This window comes from Neorhizobium sp. DAR64860/K0K1, assembly GCF_050500205.1.
In the GTDB taxonomy this organism is placed as follows: domain Bacteria; phylum Pseudomonadota; class Alphaproteobacteria; order Rhizobiales; family Rhizobiaceae; genus Neorhizobium; species Neorhizobium soli.
Map to the genome: position 1 here is coordinate 117,089 of NZ_CP191460.1, position 16,587 is coordinate 133,675.

Annotated in this window: 14 protein-coding genes and 1 other annotated feature; of the genes, 8 read left to right on the forward strand and 6 right to left on the reverse strand. The window is 56.9% G+C overall.

Annotated features, from left to right (window positions below; genetic code table 11):
- Both ACQY1J_RS22070 and ACQY1J_RS22075 read left to right on the forward strand, forming a co-directional pair.
- Positions 1-951 (forward strand): ornithine cyclodeaminase family protein, encoded by a 951-nt coding sequence (locus tag ACQY1J_RS22070; RefSeq protein ID WP_430252416.1) that lies wholly within the window; start codon positions 1-3, stop codon positions 949-951.
- Positions 948-2,345 carry an LLM class flavin-dependent oxidoreductase gene (locus ACQY1J_RS22075; RefSeq protein ID WP_430252418.1) on the forward strand — a complete coding sequence of 466 codons (1,398 nt, stop codon included), beginning with the start codon at positions 948-950 and terminating at the stop codon, positions 2,343-2,345. The genes ACQY1J_RS22070 and ACQY1J_RS22075 overlap by 4 nt, the downstream gene beginning before the upstream one ends.
- Before the next feature lie 694 nt (positions 2,346-3,039).
- Here the strand turns inward: ACQY1J_RS22075 and ACQY1J_RS22080 are convergent.
- Together ACQY1J_RS22080 and ACQY1J_RS22085 are read right to left on the reverse strand one after the other, a co-directional pair.
- Complete coding sequence (locus ACQY1J_RS22080; RefSeq protein ID WP_430252420.1) at positions 3,040-4,260, reverse strand: MFS transporter; 1,221 nt, start codon at positions 4,258-4,260, stop codon at positions 3,040-3,042.
- A gap of 74 nt (positions 4,261-4,334) precedes the next feature.
- On the reverse strand, positions 4,335-4,988 hold the full coding sequence (locus tag ACQY1J_RS22085) for an SDR family oxidoreductase (protein WP_430252422.1): 654 nt from the start codon (positions 4,986-4,988) through the stop codon (positions 4,335-4,337).
- 94 nt (positions 4,989-5,082) lie between these two features.
- Between ACQY1J_RS22085 and ACQY1J_RS22090 the strand changes: the two genes are divergently transcribed.
- Positions 5,083-6,018 carry a LysR family transcriptional regulator gene (locus ACQY1J_RS22090; protein ID WP_430252424.1) on the forward strand — a complete coding sequence of 312 codons (936 nt, stop codon included), beginning with the start codon at positions 5,083-5,085 and terminating at the stop codon, positions 6,016-6,018.
- A gap of 3 nt (positions 6,019-6,021) precedes the next feature.
- Here the strand turns inward: ACQY1J_RS22090 and ACQY1J_RS22095 are convergent, their stop codons facing one another.
- Positions 6,022-6,798: an NADPH-dependent F420 reductase gene (locus tag ACQY1J_RS22095; protein WP_430252426.1), complete on the reverse strand. Its 777-nt coding sequence runs from the start codon at positions 6,796-6,798 to the stop codon at positions 6,022-6,024.
- A gap of 1,569 nt (positions 6,799-8,367) precedes the next feature.
- Between ACQY1J_RS22095 and ACQY1J_RS22100 the strand changes: the two genes are divergently transcribed.
- From ACQY1J_RS22100 to ACQY1J_RS22110, 3 genes are all read left to right on the forward strand, one after another.
- Positions 8,368-9,570, forward strand: coding sequence for an alpha/beta hydrolase family protein (locus tag ACQY1J_RS22100; RefSeq protein ID WP_430252428.1), 1,203 nt, complete (start codon positions 8,368-8,370; stop codon positions 9,568-9,570).
- A 484-nt stretch (positions 9,571-10,054) separates the two neighbouring features.
- Positions 10,055-11,260, forward strand: a complete 1,206-nt coding sequence (locus ACQY1J_RS22105; RefSeq protein WP_430252430.1) for a hypothetical protein — start codon at positions 10,055-10,057, stop codon at positions 11,258-11,260.
- Positions 11,257-11,484 (forward strand): hypothetical protein, encoded by a 228-nt coding sequence (locus ACQY1J_RS22110; RefSeq protein ID WP_430252432.1) that lies wholly within the window; start codon positions 11,257-11,259, stop codon positions 11,482-11,484. Before ACQY1J_RS22105 ends, ACQY1J_RS22110 begins: the two co-directional genes overlap by 4 nt.
- A 229-nt stretch (positions 11,485-11,713) precedes the next feature.
- On the opposite strand, the gene ACQY1J_RS22115 is transcribed toward ACQY1J_RS22110, so the two are convergent.
- The 3 genes from ACQY1J_RS22115 to ACQY1J_RS22125 all read right to left on the reverse strand — a co-directional run bounded on the left by ACQY1J_RS22115 (position 11,714) and on the right by ACQY1J_RS22125 (position 13,895).
- A protein-coding gene (locus ACQY1J_RS22115) for an IS3 family transposase (RefSeq protein ID WP_430252222.1) occupies positions 11,714-12,942 on the reverse strand; the annotation gives its coding sequence in 2 pieces (ribosomal slippage) (positions 11,714-12,654 and positions 12,654-12,942; 1,230 coding nt in all).
- Positions 12,545-12,661: a sequence feature (AL1L pseudoknot), on the reverse strand. (Overlaps the previous gene by 117 nt.)
- Before the next feature lie 50 nt (positions 12,943-12,992).
- The gene (locus tag ACQY1J_RS22120) at positions 12,993-13,205 is read right to left on the reverse strand and encodes a hypothetical protein (protein ID WP_430252434.1); all 213 of its coding nucleotides are present in this window, start codon (positions 13,203-13,205) and stop codon (positions 12,993-12,995) included.
- Between the two features lie 471 nt (positions 13,206-13,676).
- A complete protein-coding gene (locus tag ACQY1J_RS22125; RefSeq protein WP_430252436.1) occupies positions 13,677-13,895 on the reverse strand; it encodes a hypothetical protein in 219 nt (72 codons plus the stop codon).
- Positions 13,896-14,532: 637 nt separating this feature from the next.
- Between ACQY1J_RS22125 and ACQY1J_RS22130 the strand changes: the two genes are divergently transcribed.
- Together ACQY1J_RS22130 and ACQY1J_RS22135 are read left to right on the forward strand one after the other, a co-directional pair.
- Positions 14,533-15,435: an SMP-30/gluconolactonase/LRE family protein gene (locus ACQY1J_RS22130; RefSeq protein ID WP_430252438.1), complete on the forward strand. Its 903-nt coding sequence runs from the start codon at positions 14,533-14,535 to the stop codon at positions 15,433-15,435.
- Positions 15,432-16,415, forward strand: a complete 984-nt coding sequence (locus ACQY1J_RS22135) for a TIGR03885 family FMN-dependent LLM class oxidoreductase (protein WP_430252440.1) — start codon at positions 15,432-15,434, stop codon at positions 16,413-16,415. The genes ACQY1J_RS22130 and ACQY1J_RS22135 overlap by 4 nt, the downstream gene beginning before the upstream one ends.
- Positions 16,416-16,587 lie beyond the last annotated feature (172 nt).

A 16,587-nucleotide genomic window follows, 5' to 3' on the forward strand; every position in this document is an offset into this window, starting at 1 on the left:
ATGATCCGCACAGTCTCCAACGCCGAAATTTTGCGCGCCGTCGACCTTCCGTCGCTGATACGCGACATGCGCGAAGCATATGAAGGAGATTATATTAAGAATGCCATCTCGCCTCCTCGGTCGATTGTCGCCCAGCCCGACAAGCTGTTCGGAGCTATGAGTTCCGTCTCGAACGAGCTGAACCTGTTTACAACTAAGATGGCTACATTCGTGGACGGCAAGAGTGAGGTTACCAATGCAAGCGTAAATGCCTATGTCCTGGCGTTCTCCACTCGGTCCGGGATGCCTTTGGCATTACTCGAAGGGAATGCAATCACCATGATTAAGTGCGCCGCGGTCTGCGGACTTGTGACCGAAAAATGCACTGGAGAAAGAGAAACCAGCATTGGGATCCTCGGGGCGGGAGCGCTTGCCCGAGCCCAGCTTTGGGGGATAAGCACGGTGAGGAAAATCGCTGATTTAGCGATATATAACCGAGGGAGCGACCGCGCCGAGGCCTTCCTAACATTTGCGCGACGTATGCTCGGAGACCACGCGAGAGTTGGATTGGTGGGCTCTCCGGCTGCCGCGGCGTTGGGCCGGCACATTGTCTGTACTGCGACCTCGTCCGCTTCGCCGCTTCTACTAGCACGCGATGTAGAGAAAACGACGCATCTCAATTGCATGGGTGCCCATGATGTAGACACTTCCGAAGTCGAAGCAAAAATTTTCGCAGATCGCTTGGTTATCGTGGAAGATAAATCAACGGCCGTCTCAGAAGGTGGCCATTTGCACGCTGCTGCAATCGACCTCACTGACCTCCTAAAAACATCTCGACCTCAACTTAGGCAGCAGCAGACGCTTTTCAGCTCCACGGGACACGCTTTTCTAGACCTCTTGGCAACCGCCCATGTGCTCAAAAAGATGGGAATTTCGGAGATCCCTGCACCTGCTGAAGGTGTTATGAAATGAAAGAAATTCGTCTTAGTGCCTTCATGATGAATTGCATGAGTCATCTATCTCCTGGGCTCTGGAGACATCCATCTGACCGCTCCCTAAACTATAATGATCCGGGCCACTGGGTAGCACTGGCCAAGCTCCTTGAAGAAGGCCTGTTCGATACGCTCTTTCTCGCGGACGTTCTGAGTGTCTATGATGTGTATAAAGGAACCGTCGACGCCTCGCTCAGACCGGGAGCGCAGGTTCCGGTCAATGATCCGCTTCCGCTTGTTCCGCTTATGGCTTTCGCCACGCGCAATCTCGGTTTCGGGTTAACGGCCTCAGTTTCATTTGAGCACCCTTTCCCGTTTGCTAGGCGAATGTCGACGCTCGATCATCTCACAGGCGGGAGGGTAGCTTGGAATATCGTGACCTCTTATTTGAACAGTGGAGCACCTAACGTTACGTCCAAATCTGTGATGAGCCACAATGAACGTTACGATATGGCGGACGAATATATGGATGTCGTGTATAAACTCTGGGAAGGGAGTTGGGCAGACGGCGCCGTGGTGCGGGACCGGGAAGCTGGGACGTTTGCGTTACCGGAACTTGTTCGGCCAATTGAGCATATAGGAAAATACTTCAATGTGCCTGGTATTCACCTCTGCGAGCCATCTCCGCAACGTACTCCGCTCCTTTTCCAAGCCGGAAGCTCCCCCCGCGGTAGAAAGTTTGCTGCTCGCCACGCAGAATGCGTTTTCACTGGGTGTCCCACAATCCCCGTTCTCGCAGAGGTGATCTCAGGTATAAGGCAAGAACTGGCTTATGAAAATCGCACAGTCGACGACGTCGCTTTTTTCAACATGGCGACCGTCATTGTCGACAGGTCACCTGAACTAGCGAGACGGAAATTCGAGCGTATCCTGTCGCTCGTGGACGAAGAAGCCTCGCTTGCGCTGCTCTCTGGAGCCACCGGCATCGACTTGAGCGGATACGATAGACGATCTCCACTTCGCTATGTCCCTACTGAGGCGGGGCAGTCGGTGATCGAAGTATTCACCACACCTGTTCAGGCACGAGAGTGGAAGATATCTGAATTGGCAAAATGGTGCGGCGTGGGTGGTCGCGGCCCGGTCTTTGTTGGCTCTGCCGCCATGGTTGCTGACGAGCTGGAGCGTTGGGTGGAAGCGACCGGCGTGGATGGGTTCAATCTGTCTTACGCGCTTATGCCCGGGACATATGAGGACATAATAGAACATCTTATCCCGGAACTTCAGAGGCGCGGGAGATACAAAAAAGAATATCGGTCTGGTACAATTCGAAACAAAATGCTGGGGCAAGGCAACTTCCTGCCTCGTCATCATTATGGAACCGGATTTCGAGACCTTCCGAGCGTTTCGGGTAAAGGACTTGATCTAGCACGGTGACGTCACGAACCTTCTACGCGTTACCGCATCCATAACCGTGCAGCTTCGTGAAGTGATCACTAACCAGGGAGGGGGTATCGACTTCCGGCTACTAACCAGCAGCTGCGACTTTTATCCGCTGACCTGCGGACAGGCTCACTTCAGAGTAATTTGGACGAAAATGTATCGTTCCCCTGAGCGCGACGCATTCGAACGTCCCTGCCGCTTTCACGCGCCTTGATGGGATACGAACCAACAACCGGGGAAATCTAATTGCGCTAAGTCACTGAGTAAATTGAAGCAGATGTTACCTAGTTGTAATCGGCGTTTTTCACCGCACACTGACCAAGCTCGATTGGCCATTCGGAAAAATGCCGCGACGACCTTGATGGCAAGAATGCGCCAAAAGGAGACATAAGCTGCTCCGAGGGTCGGAGCTGGAAGAGGGCCGGGAGTGGACTCGCCGCTTCGTAGCGCAAAGTCGAGTAAGCCTGCTAGATAGCGCTAGGAATGCAGTCAGCGGTCGCCATAGCGAAAACCCCGTTCAATACCTGAACGCGGCCTCGGATAAGACCATTGTCTCCTAAACACCCGCTTGACGCACTTCCCGTGATCCCTTGCGCTGTTTGCCAGGCTGCTCGGGTCTGACGTCCGGATGGGCCATAGAACCACCAAGCCATCCGGCTGCGGCACGCACATGAAGCCGTCAAGGTAATCATGAATCAGGAACGGACCTCAGGCTCCTTTCGTCCGACGTTTCGCGACGCCGGATCCTGGTCCACAGCCAGTGCAGAAGGAGCAGCACAGGCATTCCGCCGCCGACAATGCACACGCCTTGCCAGCCTAGATGGGCGAAGGCAAGACTGCTCAGAGCCGAACCGATCGGCATGCCAACGAAACCGGAGGTGACGAAGATCGAGGTGATACGCGACTGGGCGTTGGTGGTGAGCTTGTAGAGGACGGATTGATGAACGACCTGCAGGCCCATGGCGGCAACATCAAGCGTGAGGATGCCTGCAATCAGGAGAGGGATGGAGTGTCCGCCGACTGCCATTAGCAGCCAGGATGCAGCCAGCATCGTCGCCAGACCACCGGTCAGGAGAGATACCAGCCCCCTGTCGGCAAGACGTCCTGCGTAGCCGGCCGACAATGCACCGGCCGCGCCGACAAGGCCGAAGAGGCCGATCGTCGCTGAAGAGAAATGATATGGAGCGGACGCCAGGTGCAGGGTCAATCCGGTCCAGAGCGCGCTGAAGCTCCCCATGCCGAGCAGGCAGTAGAACGACCGGTGACGCACCGCCCGCTCTTCCCTGAATAGAGCGACGATTGAGCGCATCAGGCCGAGGTAGTGCACAGGGGCAGTCTGCACGTCGCTCACCATCGTGCGGCGCAATCCAAACCACAACGTCGCGACGCCCATGGCCGCAAAGACGTACATCCAACGCCAACCGACGAGTTCGGCGACCAGGCCGGACACGGTTCTTGCAAGCAGAATGCCGAGCAAAAGCCCAGTGATGACCATCCCCACTCGCCTGCCGCGCACCTCCTCGGGAGAACGGGACGCGACATAGGGAATGACCACCATTGTCGCGCAGGCGGTCATTCCCATCAGGAGCTGCATCACCGCGAACGTCAGGAAGGTGGGGCTGAGGGCCGTGCCAACCAGCGTGACCACACAGGCCGCCAGCATGTAGGAAGCAAGTTTGCGGCGGTCGACGCCGTCGCCCAATGGCACAATAAACAGAACGCCGAGGCCGTAGCCGAGTTGGGTCAGGGTAACCATGTAACCCGCGTTGGCGGGTTCTACTCCGAAGGAGCGCCCAATGACGGCCAGCAGCGGCTGGGAGTAGTAGATGTTGGCAACCATGATGGCCGCCGCAAGAGCGAACAGGTAGACCTGCCGACCAGTGACTTGTTGCGAAGTGCTGGAGGTCATGATGCGGGCTTTCTTTAAAGCAAAAGTGCAGGCAGATGACCCGCCTGCACTTTTGGGGTGCGATCGCAAATTGATTAGTCCGGGTAGCTGACTTCAGCCGTCCATGAATCCTTGGGCTGGTCGTGAAGAGCCCAGAAGGCGTCAGCGATCTCCTGAGACGCCGTCGATCCTGCTGCCACAAGCGTGCCGACCGTCACCGACGCGATATGCACGCCCCGCTCGCGGAAGTTTTCGAACAGGCCGAGCGTCATTGCGCGGATGCCGGCCTTGCCGATGCTGAGCGAAAGATAGTCCGGATTTGGCGTAACGCCGAAGACGCCGCCTGTTAGAAGCAGAGAACCTTCGCCACGGGCGAGCATGCCTCGCGAGGCTTCCTGCACCGCGGCCAGCGCGGCGCCGATATTGATGGCAAGGTCGGGCACAAATGTTTCTGGTGCCTGCGTCTCGATCGTGTCCTGATGCATGGATGCAGAGTTGAAGTGCATGACGTCGACCGAACCAAACCGGCTTTCCGTCTCTGCAATCACCCTTTGGATGCTTGCCAAGTCGCCGGCGTCCGCCGTCATGGTTTCCACGGCGTAGCCGGCCTCCCGCAGGCGCGCCGCCTGATCTTCGAGCCTCGACTGGTCTCGGGAGGTAAGGACGACGCGAAAGCCCTCTTTGGCGAACCTCTCGGCGGTGGCGATGCCAATGCCGGGTCCCGAGCCAATGCTGACGAATGTTTTCATGACTAGATATCCTTGAGTTGCTGAGAAGTTAGTTAGATGCGAATAATCCAACAATATGGATGGTATGCATGACATAGATGCGGGAGGCGCAGGAATGCCAAATGAAGGCTTTGACGACATGCTCGCCTTCGTGGCGGTGGCGCGGTCAGGCAGCTTCCGCCAGGCGGCACAGCAGCTAGGGCGAGATGCTTCCGTCATCTCCCGTCGGATCGGGCAGCTCGAACGTCGTCTGGGCGTGCGACTTCTGGTCAGGACCACACGCAGCGTCACCCTCACCGAGGCGGGATCCCACTACTTTCAGCGCCTCCGCCATGCGATCGACGAGCTCGATCTTGCAACCCGAGAAGTCAGCGGTTTCGCTGCGGATCCCCAAGGTACTCTCAAGATCTCGCTTCCGGTGACGTTCGGGCGCCTGGTAGTCGCACCGCTACTCCCTCAGTTTCTTAGACAGTACCCCCAGATCAAGATCGAGGCCCAGTTCCAAGATCGGACCGTCGACATCGTTGAAGAAGGCTTCGACGTCGTCATCCGGATTGGCGTATTGCGGGGCAGCACACTGATGGCCAAGCGTCTGGGCTCTTTCTGGAGCATCCTCGTCGCTTCTCCTGTGTATGTTGCAGAACGCGGCTCTCCTAGGACGCCGACTGAACTGGAAAGCCATGCCTGTCTCGGCTTTACACGGCACCCGGACTGGCCAAGCTGGATCCTGGAACGCGAAGGGAAACAAACTCCCGTCCGCCCCGAAGGCCCCATGGTGGCGGACAGCAGCGAGTTCATCCTGTACGCAGCGCTGGATCACACCGGGATTGCCCTGCTGCCCTACTGGATGGTGACGCGCCACCTGGCCGAAGGCAGCCTCGTTCCCGTTCTCCCGGAATGGCGCAGCATCCGGGAGATCAACATCTTCGCTGTAATGCCGCCAGGAACTCTCATGCCAGCAAAAACCCGCTTGTTCGTAGACGAAACCGCAAAGTGGCTACGCAACGGAGATGTATGGCCGATCCCAGACGCCTTGATCGAAAGCACATAGCCATTATGCGGGCCCGAAGAGCTCCTTGATCTTGAACTGGTCGAGATCGCCGAACATGCGGTCGTGCCGCTCGGCCTTGGCGACCAGCCCTTCAACCTCGGCTTTGGTCACCGTGTAGCCTGGCGTGTTCATGTACCAGTTCATCACGTCGTCGCGGCTTGCAACTGTGTCGGGCACGTTGCCGACAAAAGGCACGACGTAGATCGGCGTCGTCGGCTCGCTGCGCCAGCTCTCGGCGAGAGGTCCCATGTCCACGCTATCGTAGCCGATGACGTCCAGCAGGTTCGCGACAGCAGTCTTCGCGGTCACATCGTCGCCGGCGATCGGAACCGCGCTACGATCCGTGGAGCCGGCAGGACGCGCTAGGCGCCGCAGGCGCACGAAATCGAGGTTGTTGAACGCGCGAACGACCTGCGACTTGGCTAGGTGGCGCTGGACCAGTTCGCTCGTGCTAAGAACGTCGGTCTGAACCTCCGGCATATGGCCGTCCCGCTCAGGGTAGTAGTTCATGGTGTCGATGACGATCTTGCCTGCCAGCAGGTCTGGCGAGAGCTTCGAATAGGCTTGGAAAGGAATGGCGACCACGACGATGTCGGCCGCCTGGATCGCCTCTTCGGCCGATGCTGCACGGGCCGTTGGCCCCAGTTCGGCAACGAGCTCTCTCAGGGAGTCCGGGCCGCGCGTGTTTGCGACAACGACCTCGAGACCTGCGGCTGCAACGAGGCGTGCCGTCTGGCCGCCGATCATGCCGCTGCCAAGGATTGCGATTGATTTGCTCATGGTGAACTGCTCCGTGTTGGTCGACACGGATATAGATTGATGTGCTAGCGCGGATAATTATGGGGGAGTACATTTCATAATTGCGCTGGGCGCATTACCCGTGTGGCTGACTTCGTCCCACTGGAGTGCGCCATGGTTCAGTCGGTGACCGCAACCGAGCTTAGCTAGCTCGATTGTCCGTACTACGGTGTCTGTTTCCTCCCGGGATGACGATCACCACAACGTTCAACTTGGCGGCTTAAAGCTGCGCCATCACATTCGGCCGCCAATGACCGCTTTGGGCCGATAGCAGACCAAGTTCGCGGCGAATGCGCCCTAATTAGCCACGGCGCCCTACGCATCACAGGCCATCCGCATTTACAGGGCGGCAGGTTACGTGTGATGAAGCTTCACTAAGTTGATATGGAGAGGAAGCTTTATGCGACGAGCGCTAGCGCTAGGATCACTTGTCGTTATCAGTGCATGCTCTGAAGCTGACGCTCAAGAGTGTGCAACTAAACCGATTGTAGAGTTAGTCACTGCCAGCGAGGCAGCTTTCAAGCGCTTCAACAACGACAAGGAGTTTACTTCCCCGCTTGCTGAACTCACCCCGCGCGCATCAGGTTTTTCATATCAGGCGAACATCCCTATCTGGGTTGGCACTTTAGAGGTCATCGACAAGACGGGCACGGTGGTGGCGTCGTTGATCCCGCAGGTTCATTGTAATGGAGGCGTTGAATTTTCCATAGAACGGAGGAGACGGGCGGATGGGAGTATCGAATCTGGGCTTGGTGGGTAGTAGCTGAAAGAGCTCATGGTGGCTCGGGCCAAGATATTAGCGATTATAGTCCCGCTTTTCTTTTCGCTTATCTTTCCTTTCTACCTGATGGGTGGATTGTAGCTGCCATGGACATTCCTTTCGTTAGTCCCAGTTCTCGCCGTACTCTCTGCTATGCTCGGTAACCTGATAGCTCTCACGACATCAAAAATGAGGCAAGGAAGGTGAGATCATTGCCGCAGGCGGTGGTCTCTCCGTCACGGCAACCGTTGTTAAACTTGCCATGCTCTGTTTTTATAGCAGGATCAAGCGCATAGGTTCTGGCATTGTCCGGTCAATTCAACTTAGACGATCTTCTATCCCTTCATAGTTTTCCAACGCTAGGCGGCCATCCATTCGATATCGATCCCTCAGGGCGGTATCTCGCGTTCGCATTACTGAAGCCAGCGGGCGAAGCGACACGCCATTTCGCCACCACGTTAGGCGGTAGCGAAGCGGACCTCTATGTCATTGAGCTGGCGACCCGGAAACTTCAGGGGATCCCTCCTCCAGTCGGCTGCGGGGCGCTGTCGCCATGCTGGTCGCCTGACGGCACCATGGTTGCGGTGGCCCTAACTGACGGCAGCTTCGTCCGGCCAGCAGTGATTGAGGTGTCCACCGGGTTGGCCACATTTCTCTCGGATCGTAATGTCTGCATTGAATCGCCTCGTGGGGTCTTTGCATGAAATGGACCAACGAAGATCTTATGCGAGCTCCTCCCAGAGGGTGTACTTCCGACATGGATGGATATCGATCTAAGGGGAGCTAGGTTCATGACGGCTGTCTGGCAACGTGCTTGGGATGGGCAGCAGGCCACGGCAAGCCCGCTAAGGGACGATAGCCCTGCCATCGGCCCGCCGCTCATCACTTACGTTGAGATAGACACGGTGACGGGTAAAGCCGAAAGCTTCACAGAACAGGACGGCCTATCGGCTGCCGTAGAGTCGTTCGCAAATCGACCAATGATCGAATATCCGCCGCGATGCGTCGGCCCAGGCTCCAAAGCCCCACCGGAAAGCATTTTGGTTGCCGGTTCAGAAAGCTCATCAAGCGGCATCTACCTCGCCCGCAGCTCGGACGGTACACGCTTATGGCATATCGACAATGATGGAGGGCAGGTTGTCTTCGAAACAGATACCCATCTCGCTGAGCTGCCTCCTCCCAACGTCCGGCGTCTTCCATTCCAAACAATGGACGGACAGACAGCGCATGTGCGGTGCCTCCTTCCACATGATCATCAGCCGGGAGAGGCGAGACCAACCATAGTTTGGGTCTATCCCGGCTACGAAACTTCGTTCAACTACCGCCACCATCTGGACGCGAGAAACGATCCAAGTCCTTTGAACCTACATCCTCTCGCCTCAGAGGGCTTCATCGTTCTAATACCTGAAATGCCAACCGACTCCGAGGTTGGGGGAGGTCGCGAACTCTCGGAAGAGCTTCTGGGCACCGTACTCCCAGCGATTGAGGCGGCCGTGACAGCTGGTTTTGCCGATCGACAGCAACTTCACGTTGCCGGACACAGTCTTGGGGGATGGGCAGCGCTTCATCTCGTCGCACAAACAGATTTATTCAAAAGCGCAATTGCTGCCGCAGCCCCTACCAATCTGATTTCAGAGTTCGGCATATCGGACGTCAGATTCAGACATGGCGAATACGTCGACACTGACGGCCTCGCATCTATGAGCCGTATTTTCGGGCTTTCTCGGCCGCCCTGGGAAATACTAGACCGGTATGTCCGAAACAGTCCGGTGTTTTCTGCAGCTAGTATAGAGGCACCCGTCATGCTGATCCACGGAGATCAGGATTATGTCTCAATCACCCAAGCAGAGGAAATGTTCACGGCGTTGCGGACTCTCGGAAAGCCCGTCGAATTTGTCCGTTACTGGGGCGAAGGACACGTTTTTGAAAGCCCAGCAAATGTGAAAGATATGTGGTCCCGCCTGTATGCGTGGATTAGGCAGCATTCTTCTTAGTGACCGCTTCGGGCCGATAGGCGACCCCACCGCCCGAGCCTCATCAGGGGCGGTAATGCCTGTCCCGTTTCCGGCGAGAAAGTCTGATCCGCACATAGACTGCAATCGCAACAAGGATGCCAACAGCAGCCCAATAGAGCGGCGGGGTGTCTGTGAGCGCAGCCCCTAGAATGCCGATTATCCCTCCGAGGCTCACATAAGAAACCAACGAAAATCGGCTGTATAGCGAAACATCGAGGAGGATCCGGATGTACGTACTGACAAACTCACCCAAGTTACGAACCTTCCGCAGACGTTCAACGACACAACGCGGTGACGTTACCGCTTTGACCTTTCCAAACGATTTCAGTTCCCCAGTCGAATTTGGAGCGCTCTGCTAGTAACTGACACCCGGCTTACCCGCACATTTGGCGACAACAATCCGATCCACAGCCACTTAGGTCTGGCGACAACTGCCTATTCCTACGCCCTCAGCTACGACGAATTGACGGAAGTAGCAGAGCGGATTGCACTGCTTTTGAACCTGCACCTTGGCGACAGCACCGTCGATCTGCGCAACCCGCCACCCGAAACGAATTTGATGGGTCATTCGTTAACATCACCGAGTCATGGTAAGAACTCGCGGCTGGGGGACCAAAATGACGATAGGCCAAAAGATAGTCTTGCTTGTCCTCGTGATGGTAGTTGCGTGTGCGGGAATGATCACTCGACACCTAATGTTTGGCAGCTACGACATGAGGGACAGGACGGGCACGATTGGATTTATGGCGATCCTGCTCGCGTTGCTTTTGGGGACTTCAGTAGCGGCGCTTTTTTCCGAAGCGTTCTGAGCGCTGCACTACTGCCACGGCAGAATGGGGAACCGGTTGCCTATCGCTACCGGCTGGCGGGCTCATCCGAATGGAACGTCAGCAACGCGGGCGACATGGACGGTGTGCGGGAGTGCATGTGGCATCTTGGCGACCAGCTGGAGATCGAGCCGCTGTTCGCAATGGCAAAATCGGACGATAACCCGGCAGGCTCGCGATCAATGGACGAGGCGAGCCTACCGACTACTTCTCGTCTCTCACAACTTGAAGCACGTACCTCATGCGCCGTTTCGATTAACGATCAGTTAACGCCGCCGCGCGCACAGCCCAAGAATCTAGTGTCGCAGGAGGCCATGATGATCCTACCGGCATTTGGTCTCTTACCGGCAGAAACCTCAAAGCCGCTTGTCGATGATTGCCTTCTCCACCCGCTCAAACCCGCGAGCGATGACACCGACGAAAATCATCACGATGCCGAGCAAGAGGCACGTTGCAGGAAACCAAGCCCAATATCCCTCAAGGCCAAGGGGGTGCTGGAAGATTATCCCAACCATAGCCAAGAAAATGGTGAGATATCCGATCAAACTGACCCAGTGAGTGAGCATCGTTCCTCCGCTAGCTCAATGCCGCGCCGCTCAGATATGCGCAAACATCAGACTGGTTGTAAGGGTCTCGACGCGCCCTTCCGAACACCGTCGACCTTAAAGAGTGTAGATCGTGCCGAGCTGCTGGCGACCGTCAAGGAATTCGCTCGATGGCATTACCTCAATGATCTGACGATCTACACCGGCGGGAAGCCGAGCGACAGCGAGATCGATTTCGAGGCAACTGCCTGGAACACGATCAAGCGCGCCCTCGCCACCACGGAGGGCCGGCCATGAGCATGGAGTGGATCAGGAAAAGGTACGGCGTTCCGGCGAAGCGCAGCGGCAGGGTCGAATACACTGGCGGCAAGACGCCAGAGTTCGGAACGATCCTGGCAGCCCGCGAAGGTCGGCTTCGCATACGCCTGGATGTGATGGAATACACGCATCCTCTCCCGTTCCATCCGACCTATGAGCTTCGTTACCTCGATGCTGATACGATTAAGCGTTGCCCGAAGTGAGGAGCGGGTCCGCTTGGCAACTGTGGATTTCATAGTTGCGAGACACCACGCGGCATTTGCCCGCTCACACCATCACCCGAAACGAATGTGAAGGAGCGAGTTGGGTCGCTTTGCGCCAGAAGCGGTCATTGCACAACCTGCGAAATAGGAAGTGTAGCCAAGTACCTTTGGAGGTACATAAGCGTGGTAGTGAACCGCGCCGGGTTTGCCGGAGGCCATTTCGTTTAAGTTATGCGGCCATGGCTGGTGCGTCCAGGCTGGCGTAATAGTGCTCCTCGGCTTCGGCTGGCGGTATGTTGCCTATGGGCTCCAGAAGACGGCGGTTGTTGAACCAATCGACCCATTCGAGTGTGGCGAACTCCACAGCTTCGAAGTTGCGCCATGGTCCTCGCCGATGGATGACCTCTGCCTTGTAAAGACCGTTGATCGTTTCAGCGAGAGCATTGTCATAGCTGTCGCCAACGCTTCCGACGGAGGGCTCGATGCCCGCTTCCGCCAGTCGCTCGGAATAGCGAATGGACACGTATTGCACGCCCCTATCGGAATGGTGGATTAGCCCACCGTGATGGACGGGCCGCCGATCATGAAGCGCCTGGTCCAAGGCATCGAGGACGAAGCCCGCATGTGCGGTCCGGCTTGCCCGCCAACCGACAATGCGGCGTGCAAAGGCATCGATGACGAAGGCCACGTAGACGAAGCCCTGCCAAGTCGCCACGTAGGTGAAATCGGATAACCACAGCATGTTCGGCGCGGGAGCAAAGAACTGCCGGTTTACGCGGTCGAGTGGGCATGGGGCGGCCTTGTCGCTGATCGTCGTTCGGATCGGCTTGCCACGGATGATGCCCTGCAGCCCCATTGCCCTCATAAGCCGAGCAACAGTGCAGCGGGCGATGTCGAAGCCCTCCCGCTGCAACTGCCGCCAGACCTTGCGCACGCCATAGACCTGGAAGTTCTCATTGAACACCCGGCGTATCTCGATCTTTAGGCCGATATCGCTGCGGGCTCGGACCGACAGGCGATCCACGTCCAGACGCTTGGCGACGTTCTCGAAGTAGGTTGACTGGGCAATCGGCAAAAGCCTGCAGATCGGCTCGACCCCGAACACCCCACGGTGTTCGTCAATGAACGAGATCATCGTTTGAAGGGGCGGTCGAGCTCCGCCATCGCAAAATAAGCAGATGCCTTGCGCAAAATCTCATTGGCTTGACGAAGCTCGCGGTTCTCCCGCTCCAAAGCCTTCATCTTCTCGGCGACATCGCTCGGCAGGCCTGCTCGCTTACCACTGTCGACCTCGGTCTTCTTGACCCATTCGTGCAGCGTGGCTGGCGAGCAACCGATCTTGGCCGCAATAGATGAAACAGCAGCCCACCGCGAAGGGTGCTCGGCTTCGTGATCCAACACCATACGAATGGCGCGTTGACGGACTTCAGGTGAAAACTTGTTCGTTGTCTTGCTCATAGTGGCTCCACTTTCTCAGAAGTTGGAGCCTCCGGCAAACCCGGCGCGGTTCAAAGTGATAAGCCAACCGTTGCGGCGGGCACGACGTCATACGGCAGCCATCCCAAGGCATGAAGCGTGTCGTGGGCCGCAACGTTGAGAATGTCGGCAACAACTACCACGCAAACGGTGATGAGCAATGCGAATGCGAGGACTTTGCGTCGCGTCTCGAACCGGTCCGACGCACAGGCCTGCTTGATGTAGCGGTCGATCGAAGCAAGCATGCGGTAATTCCAAGACGGTTCGAAGCGACCAAGCGGACGGGCCTTGCGGCTTTCGTCATTTGGTCAAGCGAACGAATTCACCATCCGGCGCGCAAACGGATGCGGCAGTATGCCCGGCAAGATTGACGGGCAGGCCGGCAACATCAAATGCTGACCGCGCAGATTTTCGACGTTTCGGCTTAGCCAGCCAAACCGGTTACGCCCACGATCTTCTCGCGAGCGATGTCATGAACGTCGGAGGATACGCTGTCCATCAAACGGTCCGACGTCTCACCAATCGCCTCATCTTCTGCGAGCGTGTGAGGGAGCGCGGCCACAACTGCTGAACCGAGCGCGGAGCGATCGCTCCGCGGACAAGTGGCTCTGGCAGTTCCAGAGGCGCACGATACATTCTAGCCTACGTGAGAAAGCTACTCACAGAAAATGGCTTCTCTTCAAAGCGAAGCATCGGGGTCTTCACCCTCGCCTTTCTCACTTGGCTGCACGTTGCAACAGTACGACACGATTTCCAGAGATCAAATGCACAATCCCGTTGGATTCCATCTCATACAGAGCATCTGCGATGTCGCCCTGCTGAAACCCTTGCTGTACTAGAACCAGACCCACCTCAAGTAAATCAGCAGGGTTTTCGGCTGTTGCGCCCGCAGCACCGAGCTCGTGCTGAATTGCAGTCCGTATGTCGGCGGTCATCAAAAGACGTCCTTCTAGAATATGTATCGGCTAATCAATGTCTCTTTCTCAACCGCTTAGGACCGCGCAAAGTTGCCTCGTTACAGAAAATGTTTGATGCTTGAGTAGACTGAAGCGAGGTTCCACCAGCTATAGCAATTGGATAGTTGTCGTAAACTGGAACCCCCAACGCTGCACGGAAGATCGACGAAGCAGCCAGAATGAACGCCTTCTGAGCGTCCGTGCACTGCGATGCCTTCATCGTCCTTCCGTCATTTTCCAGCCAGGAAAATGCACCGGAAAAGTGTCGCAGTTCTAACCAGCCAGCGATGTAGCATGCATAATCAGCTTTGCCATAAATAGCCGTCTAAGTTTTTGGTCCACATTCCTTAGGAGTGCCTTGCTCCGCTGATTTATCCCGTTTCGAGGTAAGATCTGGCGCATTGAGAGAACCGCAGGATGAAGCGCAACCGTTTCGCTGATGCACCGTTCATCAGCAGGTTAAAGGAGCACCAGGCAGCGCGAGTTTACGAGCAACGCAATCCTACGATCGACGGACCGGATTATGAAGTTTCCGCACCTTGTCGCATCTACCTGTGCAGGGAACCGACGAGTTTTCGCTGAGTTGTTTGCGAAACTGATTACAGGGCAAGACATAATGGCGATCCCAACACCCATCAATCTTGAGCTACCACGTTGCCGTCTAGGCGAAGCTGCGTTCTGGGACGTCAGCGGTCGTCTGTTGTGGACAGACATCCTCGGACAGAAAATCTATAGCTATCATCTGGGAAGAAAAGAGTTGTCGCATGTCGATACCCGCCTGCCCGTAAGCTTTGCATTCTCGGCACCGTCAGAACATAGGATCATCGCAGGCCTTGCCGACGGAATCTACCAGCTTGATCTCCATAGCGGCGAAGAGGAACTGATCGCGGGGCTTGATCTCCCTGCGAACCATCGCTTGAACGACGGCAAATGCGGTCCGCTTGGACGTCTTTGGGTCGGAACGATAGACACATCTGAAGATCCGTCCGGAACTGCAGCACTCTATCGATTGACGAGCGAGGGCTTGCTCGACGTCGAGGATGGTTATGAGAATGCCAATGGCAAGGGCTGGAGTCCTGACGGCACGGTCATGTACCATGCAGACACTGCGCGCGGTATCGTTTGGCGGTACGACTACGACGCCGAGAGCGGCGCTATTGCAAACAGGAGAGTGTTCGTACAGCTCGAAGGCGAGAACCCCGACGGGCTTGCGGTTGACGTGGAAGGAAACGTCTATGCCGCGATCTACGGCGGCTCCTGCGTCGCGGTTTACTCACCGCGCGGCGACGAGGTGGAGCGGATCCCGCTTCCGGTACCGAACGTGACGAGTTGCGCTTTCGGCGGCGACAATCTGCAAACCCTGTTCATCACCACAGCGTACGACGGCATGGACAGTTCTGCTCTCGAGACTGCACCTCTCTCCGGTCACGTATTCGCGGTCAGGAGGGATATTCCAGGAGTACCCTGTCCTCTTCCAGTGATCCCCATGATGACAGGGTACCTGGGTGCTGCGGAATGATCATCGGTTACCATGCTTCCCACGAACAGTTTCCCCCGAGTGAGTTGCTTGCGCTTGTAAAGGCTGCGGAACAGGCTGGCTTTCATGCGGCCATGACATCGGATCATATTGCGCCCTGGAGCGAGCGCCAAGGGAACTCGGGCAACAACTGGGCATGGCTCGGCGCCGCCTTGAGCGGGACGACACTGCCGTTCGGCAGCCTCGCGATCCCTGGAGGTTGGCGCTATCATCCTGTAGTGCTTGCGCATCTCGTGGCAACGCTGGCGGAGATGTTTCCCAGCCGTCTGCCATGGATCGCGATCGGTAGTGGCGAAGCGTTGAACGAGAGCGTCGTGGGATCGGGCTGGCCCTCGAAGGACGAGCGCAACGCGCGACTTCGGGCTTCGGCTGACATCCTACGAGCTTTGTTCAAAGGCGACACGGTTACCGCGAATCATCCGTGGTTCGACGTCGAAGAGGCAAAGCTCTGGTCTCTTCCAGCGACCCCGCCGCGATTGTACGGGGCGGCGCTCACGCCCGAGACAGCGGCATGGCTGGGCCCGTGGGCCGATGGACTGATCACCGTCCGAAAGCCGAGAGCGGAACTCCGGATGGTTGTGGAGAGCTTTGCCGGCAATGGCGGATTCGGAAAACCGATGGCGCTCCAGCTTCAGGTGTCCTGGAGCGAGGCCAGGGATGAGGCCCGGATAGCGGCTTGGCAACAATGGCGTAACGCCGCTGCCCCGCCCCACCTTCTGGCCGATCTCCGCACTCCCGGGGACTCCGACAAGCTCACGAGCGATTTTGAACCTGGTGAGATCGAGGGCGTCATCCCACTCGTCACAGAAGGACGCGAGATGCTTGACATGATCGCAGATGCGCAATCCCTGGGCTTCGAAGAGATCTATGTTCACAACGTGTCGCGTGACCAGGTAGGATTTATGCGGTTCATGTCGCGTGAGGTGTTACCTTCTGTGCGGAAACGTGACGTCAAGCTTTAACTGCTCGCCCCTGTAAATCGTCGTAGATCAGTGGCCATCCGGATAACACAAGCATCCTGATCTGTGGTTATTCGGGGCCGATTACCTTCGTCAGGTCCCCGCCCGTCACATGAGGCATCGCATGATCGGTCACAAGACGTCCGATATCAGCGAAGCCTTTCGAAGTTATTGA